We start from the raw sequence: 18,558 nt of genomic DNA on the forward strand, positions 1-18,558 counted from the left end.
CGTCAAAATGTTGATTACTCAAGCATTGACAGCCGTTGCTCTAACCGTTGCAGCCTGCGCCGTCTTTCCGCTCGCGAGCCAGGCTCAATCGAAAGTCACAGCCCAGGAAGCACACGCCATCGGTGTGGATGCCTACGTTTATTTTTACCCGCTGTTGACCATGGACATCACCCGCAAGCAATTCACCAACATCGAATCGGGCAAGGAGTTCGGTAAAGGTCCGATGAATACCTTTGTCAGCGTGCCGCAGTATCCACCTGCCGATTTCAAAGGGGTGGTGCGCTCGAATTTCGACACCTTGTATTCCATTGCCTGGCTGGATTTGACCAAAGAACCGCTGGTGATCGCAGCGCCCGATACGGCCGGGCGTTTTTACTTGCTGCCGATGCTCGACATGTGGACCGATGTCTTCGCCTCACCGGGCTGGCGCACCACGGGCACCGACGCGGGGCAGTTTCTGGTGACGCCGCCGGACTGGAGCGGAACGGTGCCTGCCGGATTGAACCACCTGCCGGCGCCTACGCCCTTTGTCTGGGTCATTGGCCGCACCAAGACCGACGGCGCTGCGGACTACGCGGCCGTGCACAAAATTCAGGCTGGCTATACCGTGACACCGCTGTCCCGACTGGGTAAAAGCCCCGAGCCGGTCAGCGTGAACATTGACCCGGCCGTGGACATGAAGACCCCGCCCAAGATCCAGGTGGACTCAATGTCGGCGGCCGACTACTTCGCCTACGCCGCCGAATTGCTCAAAGTGCACCCTGCGCACATCACCGATCAACCGATCCTGGCGCAGATGAAGCGTATCGGTATCGAGCCCGGAAAATCCTTCAACATGGATGCGCTGGACGCTGAAATCAAAACAGCGCTTCAGACCGTGCCCGAGGACGCGCAGACGCTGATGACGTGGAAGGTTCCAACCCTCGCTCGCGTGGTCAACGGCTGGTCAATGAACACCGACACCATGGGCGTCTATGGTAACTACTACCTCAAGCGCGCGATCGTTGCGCAGATGGGGCTCGGCGCCAACTTGCCCGAGGATGCGATTTATCCGCTGAACATCGGCGATGTCGAAGGCAAGCCGCTCAATGGCGCGAACAAGTACGTGCTGCATTTCGACAAGGGTGAAACGCCGCCGGTAAACGCTTTCTGGTCGATCACCTTGTACGACCCCGAGGGTTTCCAGGTCGGCAATGCGCTCAACCGCTTTGCTGTCAGTAGCTGGATGCCGTTCAAGACGAACGCCGACGGTTCGCTGGACATCTACTTCCAGCACGAAAACCCCGGCAAGGACCTGGAAGCCAATTGGCTGCCGGCACCGAAGGGCGGGTTCAACCTGACCATGCGTTTGTATGGGCCCAAGCCCGAGGTTTTGAACGGCAAGTGGAACCCGCCACCGGTCAAGCCAGCCTAGTCCCACGCTTCAGGCCCAAAAGCAGCCGACGATCATCGGCTGCTTTTACGCGTCCAACTGCCCGTCCCGCCACCGGCACCGCCCGTTCCACCGCCCGCAGCACCCGTGCCACCCCCCGCGCCAGAGCCGCTGTTCCCGGCATTGCCACCATTTCCGCTACCCGACGAGCCCGATCCGCTATTGCCGCTGTTAGCGTTATGGTCGCTCGAGGGGTGGCCAGGATTGTTGTTGGGCACCATGGTCGAGCCGCTGGTTGATCCTGGCTGGGTTCCGGTCGCATCTGCGCCATCGCCAGAGGCTGCAAAAAAACCGACGGACATGGCGGACAGCACTCCAGCCAGTAACAGCGAAGTCATTTTGGTGGTCATCATGGCGCGTCTCCAGGATGAGTCGTTACCTGGCATTCTCGGTATCAAAAAGGTACGCGGGCGATCCATGTAATTACAGGGCAGCGGCCATCGATTGGCAATGGTTGTGTCAACGGTTCTTCAATTGCGGCAATGGCTTGCGTATTCCAGGCGCCAGGGCCCAGCATGGCTGCTATGTTCAATGAACGTTCGGCGAGTGCCCTGGTAAAAAGCATTGCGAGCGTCGCATCCCGATCAGGCAATCGATTGACAGGATCAAGTGCATGGATATGACCGCCGTTACCACCGTCGCCGCTCCCCGTCATACGCCGATAACCCGCAACCTGGTGTTGGTCGTCGGCCTGCTGTTTGTGCTGGGCGTGCTGATCGCCCTGTTGGCTTTGTTCAACATTGCCGGGCGGCTGGACGCCCAGGACCTGGCCAAGACCACGTTCTACACCCAGCGTGCGCTGGAAAACCGCATCACCGCCTCGAAAAGCTACGTCGCCAGTTATGCAAACTGGACGTCCGCCTACGACCATTTGAACGGCGAGGTCGATGTGCAATGGGCCTACGTCGAGCAGAACCTGGGCAAAACCTTGTTCAGCATCGATCACTACGATGGCGTCTTCGTGGTCGATCATCAGCAAACCAAATACGCATTGGTGCGCGGGGTTCAGGTGCAGGAGGCGGCGACCACTTATCTTTCAGCCTCGATGGCGACGCTGATACAGGCAGTCCAGAGTCAGGAAAGCCTCATTGATCCCGTCAGCCAGTTCACGCTGTTCGAGGGCAAACCGGCATTGCTGACGGCCGCCGCGATCGTCCCCAATGACGAAAGGCCGGCGGTCGATCCCCAAAGCACCTCGGTGCTGGTGTTCGTCGACCAATTAAGCCCTGACAAGCTCAGCGCCTTGAGCGCCGATTACGGTTTGCATGATTTAAACCTGGCGCCTGATAACACCCTCTCGCCCGGCAGGCCAGCGGTGGCGCTGGCGGGCACCGGCTACAGCCTGGTTTCCCGACTTGAGCAACCGGGTCACCAGCTACTCTGGTCGCTGCTACCGCCATTGGGCGGCGCGCTGTTGGTGCTGGCGTTGTTAACGGCTTATTTCTTCCGGTATGTCTTGCGCACGTCCGGGCACGTGGATGCCAGCTACACCAGCCTCGATTTATCGAACCAGGCGCTAGAGGCCAGTGAAGAACGTTTTCGTGCCGTGGCTGAGGCCGCGTCCGACTGGATCTGGGAAATCGACGACAAGCATTGCATCTCTTATCTGTCAGGACGTTTCGCCACCGTCACCGGTTTTTCCGATCAGCAATGGATCGGACAGGACATCGAGCAACTGCTCAATTGCGATACGCTGTCCTTGTCGCTGTGGCTGCATAAGCTCAATGAAGAACAGCCCGTCAGCCATCTGCGCTGCTCCTATCGCGATCAGTCGGGGCAACAGCGTATTTGCCGGGTTTCGGCGCGGCCGATCCAACGCAAGGGCGCGGTGCTGGGCTATCGCGGAACGGCCAGCGACATCACCGATGAAGTCGCCGCCCATGCCCAGATCCAGCATCTGTCGTTGCACGATGCCCTGACGGGGCTGCCGAATCGCAACAAACTGGCGCGTTTCCTCGACGAGGCCCTGGCGCAGAAAGAACATTCGGCAGCGCTGGTGCTGTTGATGATCGATCTGGATAACTTCAAACCGATCAACGATTCCCTCGGTCACCCGGCTGGCGACGCCGTACTGCTGGAAGTGGCCACCCGATTGCGCGAGTGCACGCGGGACATCGATCTGGTCGCCCGGCTTGGTGGTGATGAGTTTGTGCTGGTGCTCAACGGCATGGACAGCCACACCGAAATCGACCGGTTCTGCGAGCGTTTGCTCGAGAGCCTGCAACAGCCGATTCATTACGAACATCACGCGCTGCACATTGGCGCGAGCATCGGTGTCGCCTTGAGTCGGCGTCAGGGTCACATTCCCAATGAGCTGATCCGGTGCGCCGACATTGCGCTGTACCAGGCTAAATCCAACGGCAAGAAGACCTGGTGCTACTTTGCGCCGCACATGAACGATCAAATCCAGCACCGCCGGCAGTTGGAAAACGACCTGCGCCGCGCGATCAAGAACAACGAGTTCGTGATGCATTACCAGCCGCGCTACAACATGAGCGGCAAGCAGGTGGTTTCGGTGGAAGCGTTGCTGCGCTGGCAGCATCCGGAGCAGGGGCTGCTGAGCCCCGACGAGTTTATCCCTTTGGCTGAGCGGACTGACCTGATCGTGCCTTTGGGGCGCTGGGTGTTGCGTGAAGCCTGTGAAACGGCCCTGACCTGGCCCGGTGCGTTGATGGTGTCGGTCAATTTGTCGCCTGTTCAATTTGCCCGCAGCGATGTGGTGGAGGACGTCAGGGAGGCATTGATCCAGAGCCGTTTGCCGGCCAGTCGTCTGGAGCTGGAAATCACCGAAAACGTGATGCTCATCGATGTAGATGGCGCGTTGGCGACCATGAATGCGCTCAAGGAACTGGGCGTGCGATTGAACATGGACGACTTCGGTACTGGCTATTCGTCCCTGGGTTACTTGCGCACATACCCGTTCGACGGGATCAAGATCGACAAGCGTTTCATCTCGTCCATGAGCGGCGGCGGCAATGACCGCGCCGTTGTGCAGGCGATCATCAACCTGGGCAAAGCCATGGGCCTGACCGTGACGGCAGAGGGCGTCGAGACCCTGGAGCAACTGGACTTCCTGGTCTCGGACCAATGCAATGAGGTACAGGGTTTCTACTTGAGTCGGCCTATGGAAAAGCAGGCGTTGCTGCCATTGCTCAAGGCGTCGCATGACGAGTTTCCAGTGTAGGGGCGAGCGTTGGAACATGAAGAACCTGAAAATCGCGACATTCAACGTCAACGGCATGCGCGCCCGACTGCCGAACTTGCTGGCCTGGCTTGCGCGAGAGCAACCGGACATTGCGTGTTTGCAAGAGCTCAAGTCAGTCGACAGTGCTTTCCCCGCCGCCGAGCTTGAGGCCGCGGGCTACGGCGCGATCTGGCAAGGTCAGTCTTCGTGGAACGGCGTGGCGATTCTGGCGCGGGATGCGCAGCCGCTGGAGAGTCGTCGAGGCCTGCCGGGTGATGACAGCGACACCCATAGCCGGTATCTGGAGGCCGCCGTGCACGGGATTCTGGTGGGCTGCCTGTACCTGCCCAACGGCAACCCGCAGCCGGGGCCGAAGTTCGATTACAAGCTGGCGTGGTTCGAACGGCTGATCCACTACGCGCAGACGCTTCAGGCCAGTAAGCATCCCGTGGTGCTGGCCGGTGACTACAACGTGGTGCCCACCGACCTCGACATCTACAACCCGCGATCCTGGCTGAAGGACGCGTTGCTGCAACCTGAAAGCCGCGAGTGTTATCAGCGCCTGCTGGCCCAGGGCTGGACCGATTCCTTGCGCCATCTGTATCCGGAGGATCGGCTCTATACCTTCTGGGATTATTTCCGCCAGCACTGGCAAAAGAACTCAGGGCTGCGCATCGATCATCTGTTGCTTAACCCGGCGCTGAGTCCTTATCTACACGAGTCCGGAGTCGATGCCTGGGTTCGCAACGAGCCCCACGCGAGTGATCATGCACCGACGTGGATTCGATTGAGTTCGCGCAAACAGCGTTGATTTTCAGGTGTGTGGCGATTGGCTAAATCAATTGTCAGTCGAACCGCTTTTTCCTTTATACATGGCGCCCATCGGCGGAGAAATCCGGCCCCCTGCATAAGGACTGAGCAATGAGCGAGCCACACCTGAGCAATCTTGCGTTGTACCTGCAACGGCTGGGCTTCGACGCGCCTCCGGCGCCGACCCTGGAAACCCTGCGCCAGCTTCAACTGCGTCACACCGGCGCCTTCGCGTTCGAAAACCTCAGCACGTTGTCGGGCCAGCCGGTGCTCATCGACCTGCCGTCCATCGAGCAAAAGGTCCTGCACGATGGACGCGGTGGTTACTGCTACGAACTCAATAACCTGTTCCTGGCCTTGCTCCAGACGCTTGGCTTTGATGCTCGCGGTATCTCCGGCCGTGTGGTCATGGGCCAACCCGAAGGCGCGTGGACCGCCCGTACACACCGCTTGAGCGTGGTGACCCTGGACGGCGTGCGCTACATCACCGACGTCGGCTTCGGCGGCATGGTGCCTACCGCACCGCTGATGCTCGATACCCCGGCTGAACAGCGCACACCTCACGAGCCCTATCGCATCGAGCAGCACCAGGATGGCTACACCCTGCGCGCCAACGTCGGCGGCGAATGGCGGGCGATGTACATTTTCGATTTGCAGCGCCAGGAAGACATCGATTACGCCGTCGGCAACTGGTACGTCTCGACCCACCCCGAATCGTCGTTCACCCGGCAGCTGATGGTGGCGCGCACCGGCGACGGGTGGCGCCGCACGCTGAACAACGGCAGTTTTGCGATTCATCGAATCGGCCGTGAGACTGAACGTCGGCAGGTTTCTGATGTGGATGAATTGATGGGTTTGTTGCGCAGCGAATTCGACATTCGGGTGCCGCGGGAGACGGCATTGCGCCGGGTTATTGAAGGGCTGATTCAACAACCCTGAGGCACATTTCGCCCCTGAACCTCACAGCTGCAGGCCCTCCTGCACCACCGAAAGCAGAGTGTCTTCGGTCATGGCGATCGCATCCGGCTGTTGCCCGGATTGATCGATCGCCTGCAGCCACCACTGTGTCTCGCCGTGTTCGCTCACGGTTCGCAGCATCGAGAGTGCTTTCCCTTGGGTGCGGATCTCGACCCGCCCGGCACCGTCCTCAGTGAAACGAGCGACGGGGTCGAAGGTGATGCTGTGGTGGTTGCCTTCAATCAGTAACTGGTCGATGGCGTAGTCGTAGGTCGCCCCATCGAGATGGCGCTCGAAGACGTGCGTCGGCACTCGCCGGATGTTCAGCCCGGCCTCGCTGAGCGGCGCCAGCCAGGCTTCGATGAGGTGGTACAGCTCGTAAACCTGTGCAGGCCAGCTGTCTATCTGCTGATCGGCGCAGTGTGTCGTGTCGGCGCTGGAGTGCTGGGTCTGCTTCAGTTTCGCGGCGAGTTGGTCAGCCTTGCTCATGTCGATGTCCTATCGTGGTCTCAATGAGAGCGTACCTCTAACAAGGTAGTGCAGGTCTTGCCTTGCGTCATGTTGCCGGGAGGTTTTGGCTTCATAACAGGGAAGGTACAGCGCAAATATCAGGTGTGGAATGGCCATGTGTCCATCATCTGACTGATTAGTTGTATACAACTCTATAGACATTTGTCCTGAGTCTTGCATACAGTGTGCGCACAACAAAAACCAGGGAACCCCCCAAACCATGAAAACGCCCCATGTTTCACACCAACGGCCTGAGGACGAAAATCTCGGGATCGGCGCGAATATGGCTTACGGCCTGCAACACGTTCTGACCATGTACGGCGGCATCGTCGCGGTGCCTTTGATCATCGGCCAGGCGGCCGGGCTCTCGCCAGCGGACATCGGTTTGTTGATTGCTGCTTCATTGTTTGCAGGGGGGCTGGCGACATTGCTGCAAACCCTGGGTTTACCGTTTTTCGGCTGCCAATTGCCGCTGGTACAGGGCGTGTCGTTCTCTGGTGTCGCGACGATGGTGGCGATTGTCAGCAGTGGCGGGGAGGGCGGGTTTCAATCGATTCTCGGAGCGGTGATTGCCGCGTCGTTGATCGGCCTGCTGATCACGCCGGTGTTCTCACGAATCACCCGATTTTTCCCGCCGCTGGTCACGGGGATTGTGATCACCACCATCGGCCTGACGCTAATGCCAGTGGCCGCACGCTGGGCCATGGGCGGCAACAGCCATGCCCCGGACTTCGGCAGCATGGCGAACATCGGTCTGGCGGCAGTGACGCTGGTGCTGGTTCTGCTGTTGAGCAAGATTGGCAGCGCGACCATCTCGCGTTTGTCGATCCTGTTGGCGATGGTTATCGGCACAGTGATCGCGGTGTTCCTCGGCATGGCGGATTTCTCGTCCGTCACTCAAGGCCCGATGTTCGGCTTCCCGACGCCGTTCCACTTTGGCATGCCGACCTTCCACTTCGCCGCGATCCTGTCGATGTGCATCGTGGTCATGGTGACCCTGGTGGAAACCTCGGCTGACATCTTGGCTGTGGGTGAAATCATCGGCACCAAGGTTGACTCCAAACGCTTGGGCAACGGCCTGCGCGCCGACATGCTGTCGAGCATGATCGCGCCGATCTTCGGCTCCTTCACCCAAAGTGCCTTCGCCCAGAACGTCGGGCTGGTGGCGGTGACCGGCATCAAGAGCCGCTTCGTGGTGGCTACCGGCGGTTTGTTTCTGGTGATCCTCGGTTTGCTGCCGTTTATGGGCCGCGTCATCGCCGCTGTACCGACTTCGGTTCTCGGCGGCGCCGGTATCGTGCTGTTCGGCACCGTGGCGGCCAGCGGTATTCGTACGCTGTCCAAGGTCGACTACCGCAACAACGTCAACCTCATCATCGTCGCCACCTCCATCGGCTTCGGCATGATCCCCATCGCTGCACCGAACTTCTACGACCACTTCCCAAGCTGGTTCGCCACGATCTTCCACTCGGGCATCAGCTCTTCGGCGATCATGGCCATCGTGCTGAACCTGACCTTCAACCACCTCACTGCCGGTAACTCCGATCAGCAGTCGGTGTTCGCGGCGGGCACTGAACGCGTCCTGCGTTATCAGGATCTGGCAGCGTTGCGCGAAGGGGATTACTTCAGCGAAGGCAAACTGCGTGACTGCGACGGGAATGAGATTCCAGTGGTGGAGGCAGAGCATGGACAGGCAGAGCAAAGGGCGGTGCATGCGAAAAACAGCGAGCATGTCTGACTGCACTCAAGGGCGGATCGAGAGTCAGGTTGACACTCGCTCCAATCTTGATTGAAAATCGGACTTGAGGTCTGCAATTGCGCATCCTTGGGCTTGGCCTCCAGTATTGGCCCCCCATCTTGTTGGCAGCAGAGAAGCTGGCTCCCTCTGAAGTAGTGACGACTGGCATGCTGGTCGGATTCTGAACCCAAGGCCTTTCGTGGTCTGGAGCTAAAGAATCGCTGCGACTACTCCTCGAAATATTCAAAAGGCGTCCTTTGGGGCGCCTTTTTTATTGCCTGGAATCTGGTTTGGCAATGGTGCCGACCAAGGTGCCTTCAGCACGCCTCTTGGGATACCAGGTCACGACGTAGTAACCGAAACCACGACGCTCGTTCCTTGGCTCGAGAATGAGTGAACCGGTGGGGTTTTTGAGTACGGCGACTCTGTGATCTCCTCGCATTTCCTTGAATTCGCAGTAGATGGGAGCGCCAGGTACGACCATTTTGGCTATGTGAGTCGCGACATCGTCGATGGTGTGGCAGCCATACTTTGCCAAGTCGACTTTGTGGGCTTCCCAAACATGCCGGACGCCGAACCCTTTGTTGATTCCTTTGTGTATCCCGACCCTCAGGAAAATCTCGCCTCCCCGTAAATCGAACTTGGGTATGTTGGGGAGAGTGCCAAAGCTCAACGAGCCTGAAGGGTGAGGGACAAGGACGTTCTCCTTGAGTTTGAGTAACTCTGACACGCGAACAATCCAAGGCTATCGGTAGGCGAAAGGCGCTATTCATAACGTACAAAATGGCTGATTCACAGGCCGCATCTGGCCATCACCGAAGTCGTTGCTGGCGCTCTGGGCCAAGGTTTACGGGGGTAAAAGAAAAGTAGAAATCTTGGCTACAGAAAGTTAGGAGATTTCCTACTTTCAAGGGCGGGATGATTTGAAGGATTGCGTGTTTATGGCGGCCACAAAAAAGCCCCTGAACCTTTCGATTCAGGGGCTTTTCGATATTGCTGTCTGGCTCCACGACCTGGACTCGAACCAGGGACCCAGTGATTAACAGTCACTTGCTCTACCAACTGAGCTATCGCGGAATGGCGTGTATGTTACTGATTCAAAAAGAGAAGTCAAGCACCTGTTGGTGATTTGGCGGATTCATGGGGACGGACGGTGGTTTATCGACCGTGGGCGGTTACCAGAATCGCTTCAGAGGTCTACCATGGCCGCCCGGAAGTGGTTACACGCGCTGCCGGCCATTCGCCGAAAAGGTACGCGCCATGAATCACCCAACCGCCACACCTCGCCACAACGGGGTGTTCGCATGAGCATCGCTCAGATCATCCTGCCCAAAGGCGTCGGCCCGCACGCCGAAAAACTGTTCGACGCAATCACTCAGGCCAGCACCGCTGACGAATTGAACCGTGCCGGTGGCAAGGCTGAAGGTTTTGTATTGGGCCTGGAAAGCGCCAAGGCCATCAAAAGCCAGGTCGCCGAATCGCTTTACGTCGCCTATGACGACGCTGCCAGCCAGCGCGCAACCGAACTGGTCTAACCGCCGAAGGTGACGGTGGCGAGCATCAGTTTGGCGTACAGCATCGTTGCGGCCAGTTGCACCAGCCACAAGGCCAGGCCACCGAGAAACACGCCGGCAGCGACTTGCATCACCAGGTTGTTACCGCGTTTGGCTGGGGTGCGAGGGACGAAGTGGTCCAGCTCATCGCGGTCAGCGCGTAGGTCATCGTTTTTCATATCGGCTCTCACCAGTTGATAGGTATGCAGTCTAGAGCGCCCGGTCGTCGGGTTGAGAATTTTCTGAGGCAATTAAAAAACGGGAGGCCCAAGGGCTTCCCGTTTTTTTACCACTCGACGACTCAGATCACCGCAACGATGGCCTTGGTCACAACGTCGATGTTGCTCTGGTTCAACGCGGCGACGCAAATGCGGCCGGTGTCCAGGGCGTAGATACCGAACTCGCTGCGCAGGCGGGTCACTTGCTCAACCGTCAGGCCGGAGTAGGAGAACATGCCGCGCTGACGACCGACGAAGCTGAAATCACGCTGTGGAGCTTGCTTCGCCAACTGCTCAACCATCTGGATGCGCATGCCGCGAATCCGCAGACGCATTTCAGCCAGTTCTTCTTCCCACTGAGCGCGCAGTTCCGGGCTGTTCAGTACAGCGGCGACGATGCTTGCGCCGTGGGTCGGTGGGTTGGAGTAGTTGGTGCGGATCACGCGTTTGACCTGCGACAGCACGCGCGCGCTTTCTTCTTTCGATTCGCTGACGATCGACAGGGCGCCCACGCGCTCGCCGTACAACGAGAAGGATTTGGAGAACGAGCTGGAGACGAAGAAAGTCAGGCCCGATTCAGCGAACAGACGCACGGCAGCGGCGTCTTCGTCGATGCCATCGCCAAAGCCCTGGTAGGCCATGTCGAGGAACGGTACGTGACCTTTGGCTTTCACCACGTCCAGGACGTTGCTCCAGTCCGCCGGGCTCAGGTCCACGCCGGTCGGGTTATGGCAGCAAGCGTGCAGGACAACGATGGAGCCGGACGGCAGGGCGTTCAAGTCTTCCAGCAAGCCAGCACGGTTCACGTCGTGGGTTGCGGCGTCGTAGTAGCGATAGTTCTGTACCGGGAAACCGGCCGTTTCGAACAGTGCGCGGTGGTTTTCCCAGCTCGGGTCGCTGATTGCCACGACGGCGTTCGGCAGCAGTTGCTTGAGGAAGTCGGCACCGATTTTCAGTGCGCCAGTACCGCCAACGGCTTGGGTGGTGATGACGCGGCCAGCGGCGATCAGTGGCGAGTCATTGCCAAACAGCAATTTCTGCACGGCCTGGTCGTAGGCCGCAATGCCGTCGATTGGCAAGTAACCACGGGAAGCGTGTTGAGCGACGCGAATCGTCTCGGCTTCGACAACGGCGCGCAGGAGTGGAATTCGCCCCTCCTCGTTGCAGTAAACACCGACCCCCAGGTTGACCTTGTTGGTACGGGTGTCGGCGTTGAATGCTTCGTTGAGGCCCAGGATTGGATCACGTGGTGCCATTTCGACAGCGGAGAACAGGCTCATTTTGCGGCGGCTCTGAATGGAAAGTGGAGGGACGTGTCGCGCTCCAGCCGAATGCACTAGAGCGGTGCACAAACGGGGAGCTAGTATAGAGGCCATCTGCGATTGATGGCGACAGACGATTCGGCTTTTACGGTAAGTTTTTCCGATTATTTCTCGACCGTTAGTCGATTGGCATCGTCAAAGGTTTTACCCGATGTAGGACGTTTGCCTTGAAAGCGAGGGCAATCGGCTCCACATTGAGCACAATCCAGTTTTTTCCTCGGGCGACATCGGTCGTTTGCGGTCTTTCCCGTTGCTGCCCGGTTCGCCCGGTCAGGCGCGAACCCAGAGGTTTTTTCATGTCTGAATTCCAGCTAGTCACCCGCTTCGAGCCCGCCGGCGATCAGCCGGAAGCCATCCGCCTGATGGTCGAGGGCATCGAAGCCGGGCTGGCGCACCAGACGTTGCTCGGTGTGACCGGCTCGGGCAAGACCTTCAGCATCGCCAACGTGATCGCCCAGATTCAGCGTCCGACCCTGGTGCTGGCGCCGAACAAGACTCTGGCCGCGCAGTTGTACGGTGAGTTCAAGGCGTTCTTCCCGAACAACGCCGTCGAATACTTCGTTTCGTACTACGACTACTACCAGCCCGAAGCCTACGTGCCGTCATCGGATACGTTCATCGAGAAAGACGCCTCGATCAACGACCACATCGAGCAAATGCGGCTGTCCGCGACCAAGGCACTGCTGGAGCGCAAAGACGCGATCATCGTCACCACGGTGTCGTGCATCTACGGTCTGGGCAGTCCGGAAACCTATTTGAAAATGGTGCTGCACGTGGATCGCGGCGACAAGCTCGATCAGCGTGCGTTGCTGCGTCGCCTGGCAGACCTGCAATACACCCGCAACGACATGGAGTTCGCCCGCGCGACCTTCCGGGTCCGCGGCGATGTAATCGATATCCACCCGGCGGAATCCGATTTTGAAGCGATCCGCATCGAGCTGTTCGATGACGAAGTCGAGAGCCTGTCCGCCTTCGATCCGCTGACCGGCGAAGTGATCCGCAAGCTGCCGCGTTTCACGTTCTATCCGAAAAGCCACTACGTGACCCCGCGAGAAACCCTGCTGGGTGCCGTCGAAGGGATCAAAGTCGAGTTGCAGGAGCGCCTGGACTACCTGCGCTCCAACAATAAACTCGTTGAGGCCCAGCGCTTGGAGCAGCGCACCCGTTTCGACCTGGAGATGATCCTCGAGCTGGGTTACTGCAACGGCATCGAAAACTACTCGCGCTACCTGTCGGGCCGTGAATCCGGCCAGGCGCCGCCCACTTTGTTTGACTACCTGCCGGCTGACGCCTTGCTGGTGATCGACGAATCCCACGTCAGCGTGCCGCAGGTCGGCGCCATGTATAAGGGCGACCGTTCGCGTAAAGAGACGTTGGTGGAATACGGTTTCCGTCTGCCGTCCGCGCTGGATAACCGGCCGATGCGCTTCGACGAGTTCGAAAGCATCAGCCCGCAGACAATCTTTGTCTCGGCCACACCGGGCAATTACGAGGCGGAACACGCCGGTCGCGTGGTCGAGCAACTGGTCCGCCCAACTGGACTTGTAGACCCGCAAATCGAAATCCGCCCGGCGTTGACCCAAGTCGACGATTTGCTCTCGGAAATCGGCAAGCGTGTGGCGCTGGAAGAGCGGGTGCTGGTCACCACGCTGACCAAGCGCATGTCCGAAGATTTGACCGATTACCTGGCCGACCACGGCGTGCGGGTGCGTTATCTGCACTCGGACATCGACACCGTTGAACGGGTGGAAATCATCCGCGATCTGCGTCTGGGCACCTTTGATGTGCTGGTGGGGATCAACCTGCTGCGTGAAGGCCTGGACATGCCGGAAGTCTCGCTGGTGGCGATCCTCGATGCAGACAAGGAAGGCTTCCTGCGTTCCGAGCGCTCGCTGATCCAGACCATCGGCCGGGCGGCGCGCAACCTCAATGGTCGGGCGATTCTCTACGCGGATCGCATCACCGGTTCCATGGAGCGGGCGATTGGCGAAACCGAGCGTCGTCGCGACAAGCAGATCGCCTTTAACCTGGCCAATGGCATCACCCCCAAAGGTGTGTTCAAGGACGTTGCCGACATCATGGAAGGCGCCACCGTGCCGGGTTCGCGCAGCAAGAAGCGCAAAGGCATGGCCAAGGCCGCCGAGGAAAACGCCAAGTACGAAGCCGAATTGCGCTCACCGGGCGAAGTCGCCAAGCGTATCAAGGCGCTGGAAGAGAAAATGTACCAACTCGCCCGCGACCTGGAGTTCGAGGCAGCGGCGCAGATGCGCGACGAGATCAGCAAGCTGCGGGAGCGGTTGATCACTGTTTGAGTTTGCGGTGCCTGGACGGGCCTCATCGCGGGCAAGTCGGATCGCCGCACCGCCGCTCCCACAAGGATTGAGGGTGTTCACATAATTTGTGTCCACCCACAAACCCTGTGGGAGCGGGCTTGCCCGCGATTGGGGCGCCTCGGTCTCAATGTGCTTCGCCAGCTTTCAATCCCGCCGGCAACGCCTTGGTCAGCAACACCGCCAGCATGCTGATCCCTAGCGCAATCCCGACAAAGTGAAACGCATCGTTGTAAGCCATGATCGAGGCCTGCTGATGCGCGATTTCACTGAGCTTGCCCAGCGCGGCCGTCTCACTGCCAAACCGATCCGTCAGCGACGCCATGCGGTCGGCCACCTGCGGGTTGGTCGGCACAATCGCTTCACGTAAATAATCAAAGTAAGTCTTGGTTCGCGCATCCAGCAGGGTGGCGAGGAGGGCGATGCCAATCGCGCCGCCCAGGTTGCGCAGGATGTTGAACAGGCTCGACGCCGACCCCGCGTCCTGCGGCAGGATGTAGGCGGTAGCGATCAACGAGATGGTCACCATGATCAGCGGCTGGCCCAGCGCGCGGATGATCTGGATTTGATTGAACTGCGGCCCGGCGAAGTCCGGGTTCAACACCCCCGATGAAAAGCTCGCCAATCCAAACAACCCGAAACCCAACGTGCACAGCCATTTCGGCGAGACGTACTTCATCAGCTTCGGCACCAGCGGAATCAGAAACAGCTGCGGCACACCCATCCACATGATCACTTCGCCGATCTGCAGGGCGTTGTAGTTCTGGATCTGCGCCAGGTACAGCGGCAACAGGTAGATCGAGCCGTACAATCCGACACCCATCCCGACACTGGAAATACTCGATAAACCAAAGTTTCGATTGCGCAGGATGCCGAGGTTAATCAGCGGATTGGGCTTGGACGTCTGCACGATCACAAAGGTGATCAGGCTGACCAGCGCAATGCTGCCCAGGGTCACGATCAGGCTCGATTCCAGCCAGTCCTTGCGATGGCCTTCCTCCAAAAACACCTGCAAACAACCGAGGCCGACGCCCAGCGTGAGAATGCCCAGGTAGTCGGTGCTTTTCAGCAGTTCCCAGTGGGCTTCTTTCTTCTCCAGGCCGTACATCAGGCCGGCGATCATGATCAGGCCCGGTGGAATGTTGATGTAGAAGATGTATTCCCAGCCCCAGTTCTCGGTCAGCCAGCCGCCGAGGGTCGGGCCGATGGAAGGGGCGAACGTCGCGGTCATGGCGAACATCGCCATGCCTTTGGCGCGGTGGTGTTCCGGGAGTTTGATCAGGGTGAGGGTGAACGCCAGCGGGATCAGCGCGCCGCCGGTGAAACCCTGTAGCGCACGAAAGACGATCATGCTCTCCAGGCTCCAGGCCATGGAGCAGAGCAGGGAAGCAGCAAGAAACCCGAGAGACACCCACACCGCCAGCCGCCGCGCCGAGAGCAACTGCACCAGCCACGCCGTCAGCGGGATCATGATGATTTCCGCCACCAGGTACGAGGTGGAAATCCACGAGCATTCTTCCAGGGTGGCCGACAGCGCGCCCTGAATATCCTTGAGCGACGAGTTGGTGATCTGGATGTCGAGCACCGCCATGAAGGCGCCGAGCATCACGCTCATCACCGCGATCCAGTCCCGCCGGGTCGGCTCGCCGACCGGGCGGATCAGTTGATCACCGGCCATCGTCAGGCGTGTCTTTGATGTTCACTTTGGCGGTGACTGACATCCCCGGACGAATCTTGCCTTGCAGCGGATTGTTCGCGGCGAAGGTCAGTTTTACCGGAATCCGTTGTACGACTTTGGTGAAGTTGCCGGTGGCATTGTCTGGCGGCAACAGGCTGAACTGCGCACCCGAAGCGGCAAACAGGCTGTCGACTCGTGCTTCGATGGGCGTGTTGCTGTAGGCATCGAACGTCAGCTCGGCTGTTTGGCCGGGCTGCATGTGGCCGATCTGGGTTTCCTTGAAGTTGGCCTGAATCCAGATGTCCTGATCCGGGACGATCGACATCAGGTAAGCGCCGGCCTGCACGTACTGGCCTTCGCGAGCCGCGCGCTGGCCGACCAGGCCGCTGATGGGCGCGTGGATTTCGCTGCGGGTCAGGTTCAGTTCGGCCTGGGCCAGATCGGTTTTGGCGTTGGCGATCATGGCGTCGAGGCGTTTGATTTCGGCGGCCAGGGAGTTGATTTGTTGGCGCTGACTTTGTGCGTCCGCCTGCGCCTTGGTCACTTGCGAACGGGCGATGTGGTTGTCGGCGGAGAGGGTGGTCACCCGTTCTTCCGAGACATAGCCGGGTTTGCGCAGGGTTTGCGCGCGAGACAAGTCGATCTGCGAACGCCCGAGACTCGCCTGGCTGGACGCGACTTGCGCCTCGCTGGCGGCGATCAGGCTGGCTTGCTGAGTCAGTTTGCTTCGGGCTTGCAGGCGTTCGGCTTCACGGGTGGCGAGGGCGGCATTGGCGCGGTCGACTGCAAGGTGGAAGTCATCGCCTTCAAGCTTGATCAGCAACTGGCCTTTCTCGACGTGCTGGTTGTCCTGCACCAGCACCTGATCGATGCGCGCGCCCAATTGACTCGACACGCGGGTGATCTCGCCCTGGACATAAGCGTTGTCGGTGCTTTCATAGAATCGCCCCTTGAAGAACCATTGGGCGAAAAAGCCTCCGGCAATCAGCAGGACGAGCAGCAGGAAAATAAACAGGCGACGCTTGAGTTGGGCAGGCATGGGCAGACTGTAGTCGAGAATTTGTAAGGAAAGTTATCAGTGGTCGAATCTGGCACACAGCGAATGATGGGTAAATGCCATCGGCTGATAATCGGCCATTCACCGAGGCTAGAGCCCGTTGTAGACGCAACCTTGGCTTAAATGCCCTGCTCACTGGAGCCGGGCGGGCAACGCCTGTTACCATTCGCCCTTTGTTTTATCTTCATTTCGAGACTTGCCATGACCACCGTCCGCACTCGCATCGCGCCATCGCCTACCGGGGATCCCCACGTAGGTACCGCTTACATCGCTTTGTTCAACTACTGCTTTGCCAAGCAGCACGGCGGTGAGTTCATCCTGCGGATCGAAGACACCGACCAATTGCGTTCGACCCGCGAGTCCGAACAACAGATTTTCGACGCCCTGCGCTGGTTGGGTATCGACTGGAGCGAAGGCCCGGACGTTGGCGGCCCGCACGGTCCTTACCGTCAGAGCGAGCGTGGCGACATCTATCAGAAGTACTGCCAGCAGTTGGTTGAAATGGGTCATGCCTTCCCGTGCTTCTGCACCGCTGAAGAGCTGGACCAGATGCGCGCCGAGCAAATGGCTCGCGGCGAAACCCCGCGTTACGACGGCCGTGCGCTGTTGCTGTCCAAGGAAGAAGTCGCGCGTCGCCTGGCTGCTGGCGAACCACACGTGATCCGCATGAAAGTGCCGAGCGAAGGCGTTTGCGTGGTGCCGGACATGCTGCGTGGTGACGTCGAGATCCCGTGGGATCGCATGGACATGCAAGTGCTGATGAAGACCGACGGCCTGCCGACGTACTTCCTGGCCAACGTCGTCGATGACCACCTGATGGGCATCACCCACGTTCTGCGCGGCGAAGAGTGGCTGCCATCGGCACCGAAACTGATCCTGCTGTACGAATACTTCGGCTGGGAACAACCGGAACTGTGCTACATGCCGCTGCTGCGTAACCCGGACAAGAGCAAGCTGTCCAAACGCAAGAACCCGACCTCGGTGACGTTCTACGAGCGCATGGGCTTCATGCCGGAAGCGATGCTCAACTACCTCGGTCGCATGGGCTGGTCGATGCCGGACGAGCGCGAGAAGTTCTCGTTGCAGGAAATGGTCGATAACTTCGACCTGAGCCGCGTCTCCCTCGGCGGGCCGATTTTCGACATCGAGAAGCTGTCGTGGCTCAACGGCCAATGGCTGCGCGACTTGCCGGTGGAAGAGTTCGCTTCGCGCCTGCAAACCTGGGCGCTGAACCCGGAATACATGATGAAGATCGCGCCACACGTGCAGGGTCGGGTTGAAACCTTCAGCCAGGTTGCACCGCTGGCCGGTTTCTTCTTTGCCGGTGGCGTGAACCCGGACGCCAAGCTGTTTGAATCGAAAAAGCTGTCGGGCGATCAGGTGCGTCAGTTGATGCAGTTGATCCTGTGGAAGCTGGAAAGCCTGCGTCAGTGGGAGAAGGACAGCATCACCGCAACGATTCAAGCGGTGGTCGAATCCCTGGAGCTGAAGCTGCGTGATGCCATGCCGCTGATGTTCGCTGCGATCACTGGCCAGGCCAGTTCGGTATCGGTGCTCGATGCGATGGAAATCCTTGGCCCGGACCTGACCCGTTTCCGTCTGCGCCAGGCGATCGACTTGCTCGGTGGCGTGTCGAAGAAAGAAAACAAGGAGTGGGAAAAACTGCTGGGCAATATTGCCTAAACGGCATTTGACTCTGTAGGAGCTGCCGAAGGCTGCGATCTTTTGATCTCGATCTTCGGCGCTTCCCCCGAATTTACGGGGGGAGG

At 59.2% G+C, this 18,558-nt stretch carries 17 protein-coding genes and 1 tRNA gene; 9 read left to right on the forward strand and 9 right to left on the reverse strand.

Annotated features, from left to right (window positions below; genetic code table 11):
- Window positions 1-7: 7 nt before the first annotated feature.
- Window positions 8-1,414, forward strand: a complete 1,407-nt coding sequence (locus tag ABH912_RS30905) for a DUF1254 domain-containing protein (protein WP_429512630.1) — start codon at window positions 8-10, stop codon at window positions 1,412-1,414.
- Between the two features lie 32 nt (window positions 1,415-1,446).
- Here the strand turns inward: ABH912_RS30905 and ABH912_RS30910 are convergent, their stop codons facing one another.
- Complete coding sequence (locus ABH912_RS30910) at window positions 1,447-1,734, reverse strand: hypothetical protein (protein ID WP_231670602.1); 288 nt, start codon at window positions 1,732-1,734, stop codon at window positions 1,447-1,449.
- Between ABH912_RS30910 and ABH912_RS30915 the strand changes: the two genes are divergently transcribed.
- The 4 genes from ABH912_RS30915 (at window position 1,643) to ABH912_RS30930 (ending at window position 6,365) form a co-directional block, all read left to right on the forward strand.
- Complete coding sequence (locus ABH912_RS30915; RefSeq protein WP_033061877.1) at window positions 1,643-1,855, forward strand: hypothetical protein; 213 nt, start codon at window positions 1,643-1,645, stop codon at window positions 1,853-1,855. The two genes, ABH912_RS30910 and ABH912_RS30915, sit on opposite strands and share 92 nt — an antisense overlap.
- Before the next feature lie 190 nt (window positions 1,856-2,045).
- Complete coding sequence (locus tag ABH912_RS30920) at window positions 2,046-4,616, forward strand: bifunctional diguanylate cyclase/phosphodiesterase (RefSeq protein ID WP_033061876.1); 2,571 nt, start codon at window positions 2,046-2,048, stop codon at window positions 4,614-4,616.
- Between the two features lie 16 nt (window positions 4,617-4,632).
- On the forward strand, window positions 4,633-5,427 hold the full coding sequence (locus ABH912_RS30925; RefSeq protein ID WP_429512633.1) for an exodeoxyribonuclease III: 795 nt from the start codon (window positions 4,633-4,635) through the stop codon (window positions 5,425-5,427).
- A gap of 110 nt (window positions 5,428-5,537) precedes the next feature.
- On the forward strand, window positions 5,538-6,365 hold the full coding sequence (locus ABH912_RS30930) for an arylamine N-acetyltransferase family protein (protein ID WP_033061873.1): 828 nt from the start codon (window positions 5,538-5,540) through the stop codon (window positions 6,363-6,365).
- A gap of 21 nt (window positions 6,366-6,386) precedes the next feature.
- Here ABH912_RS30930 and ABH912_RS30935 read toward each other — a convergent pair whose 3' ends face one another.
- On the reverse strand, window positions 6,387-6,872 hold the full coding sequence (locus tag ABH912_RS30935) for a hypothetical protein (protein ID WP_429512635.1): 486 nt from the start codon (window positions 6,870-6,872) through the stop codon (window positions 6,387-6,389).
- Between the two features lie 241 nt (window positions 6,873-7,113).
- On the opposite strand from ABH912_RS30935, the gene ABH912_RS30940 reads away from it, so the two are divergent.
- Entirely contained in the window at window positions 7,114-8,631 is a 1,518-nt protein-coding gene (locus tag ABH912_RS30940) for a nucleobase:cation symporter-2 family protein (RefSeq protein WP_429512636.1), read from the forward strand.
- 271 nt (window positions 8,632-8,902) lie between these two features.
- Here ABH912_RS30940 and ABH912_RS30945 read toward each other — a convergent pair whose 3' ends face one another.
- Together ABH912_RS30945 and ABH912_RS30950 are read right to left on the reverse strand one after the other, a co-directional pair.
- Window positions 8,903-9,361, reverse strand: coding sequence for a hypothetical protein (locus tag ABH912_RS30945; RefSeq protein WP_429512638.1), 459 nt, complete (start codon window positions 9,359-9,361; stop codon window positions 8,903-8,905).
- A gap of 271 nt (window positions 9,362-9,632) precedes the next feature.
- Window positions 9,633-9,708: transfer RNA gene (locus tag ABH912_RS30950), tRNA-Asn, on the reverse strand.
- A 227-nt stretch (window positions 9,709-9,935) separates the two neighbouring features.
- Between ABH912_RS30950 and ABH912_RS30955 the strand changes: the two genes are divergently transcribed.
- Complete coding sequence (locus tag ABH912_RS30955) at window positions 9,936-10,166, forward strand: hypothetical protein (protein ID WP_429513183.1); 231 nt, start codon at window positions 9,936-9,938, stop codon at window positions 10,164-10,166.
- Here ABH912_RS30955 and ABH912_RS30960 read toward each other — a convergent pair.
- The 3 genes from ABH912_RS30960 to ABH912_RS30970 form a co-directional block, all read right to left on the reverse strand.
- Window positions 10,163-10,363 (reverse strand): hypothetical protein, encoded by a 201-nt coding sequence (locus ABH912_RS30960; RefSeq protein WP_008151298.1) that lies wholly within the window; start codon window positions 10,361-10,363, stop codon window positions 10,163-10,165. The two genes, ABH912_RS30955 and ABH912_RS30960, sit on opposite strands and share 4 nt — an antisense overlap.
- Window positions 10,364-10,485: 122 nt before the next feature.
- On the reverse strand, window positions 10,486-11,682 hold the full coding sequence (locus ABH912_RS30965) for an amino acid aminotransferase (protein WP_429512640.1): 1,197 nt from the start codon (window positions 11,680-11,682) through the stop codon (window positions 10,486-10,488).
- A gap of 160 nt (window positions 11,683-11,842) precedes the next feature.
- Entirely contained in the window at window positions 11,843-12,022 is a 180-nt protein-coding gene (locus ABH912_RS30970; protein WP_429512641.1) for a hypothetical protein, read from the reverse strand.
- On the opposite strand from ABH912_RS30970, the gene uvrB reads away from it, so the two are divergent.
- The gene (uvrB, locus tag ABH912_RS30975) at window positions 12,021-14,036 is read left to right on the forward strand and encodes an excinuclease ABC subunit UvrB (RefSeq protein WP_033061866.1); all 2,016 of its coding nucleotides are present in this window, start codon (window positions 12,021-12,023) and stop codon (window positions 14,034-14,036) included. The two genes, ABH912_RS30970 and uvrB, sit on opposite strands and share 2 nt — an antisense overlap.
- 145 nt (window positions 14,037-14,181) lie before the next feature.
- On the opposite strand, the gene ABH912_RS30980 is transcribed toward uvrB, so the two are convergent.
- Entirely contained in the window at window positions 14,182-15,672 is a 1,491-nt protein-coding gene (locus tag ABH912_RS30980; protein WP_429513185.1) for an MDR family MFS transporter, read from the reverse strand.
- Window positions 15,673-15,721: 49 nt separating this feature from the next.
- Window positions 15,722-16,771 (reverse strand): HlyD family secretion protein, encoded by a 1,050-nt coding sequence (locus ABH912_RS30985; RefSeq protein ID WP_429512643.1) that lies wholly within the window; start codon window positions 16,769-16,771, stop codon window positions 15,722-15,724.
- A 219-nt stretch (window positions 16,772-16,990) separates the two neighbouring features.
- Between ABH912_RS30985 and gltX the strand changes: the two genes are divergently transcribed.
- Complete coding sequence (gltX, locus tag ABH912_RS30990) at window positions 16,991-18,472, forward strand: glutamate--tRNA ligase (protein WP_008037650.1); 1,482 nt, start codon at window positions 16,991-16,993, stop codon at window positions 18,470-18,472.
- The last annotated feature ends 86 nt before the right edge of the window (window positions 18,473-18,558 follow it).

It is taken from the genome of Pseudomonas sp. BT76 TE3572 (assembly GCF_050435365.1).
Taxonomy (GTDB): domain Bacteria; phylum Pseudomonadota; class Gammaproteobacteria; order Pseudomonadales; family Pseudomonadaceae; genus Aquipseudomonas; species Aquipseudomonas fluorescens_W.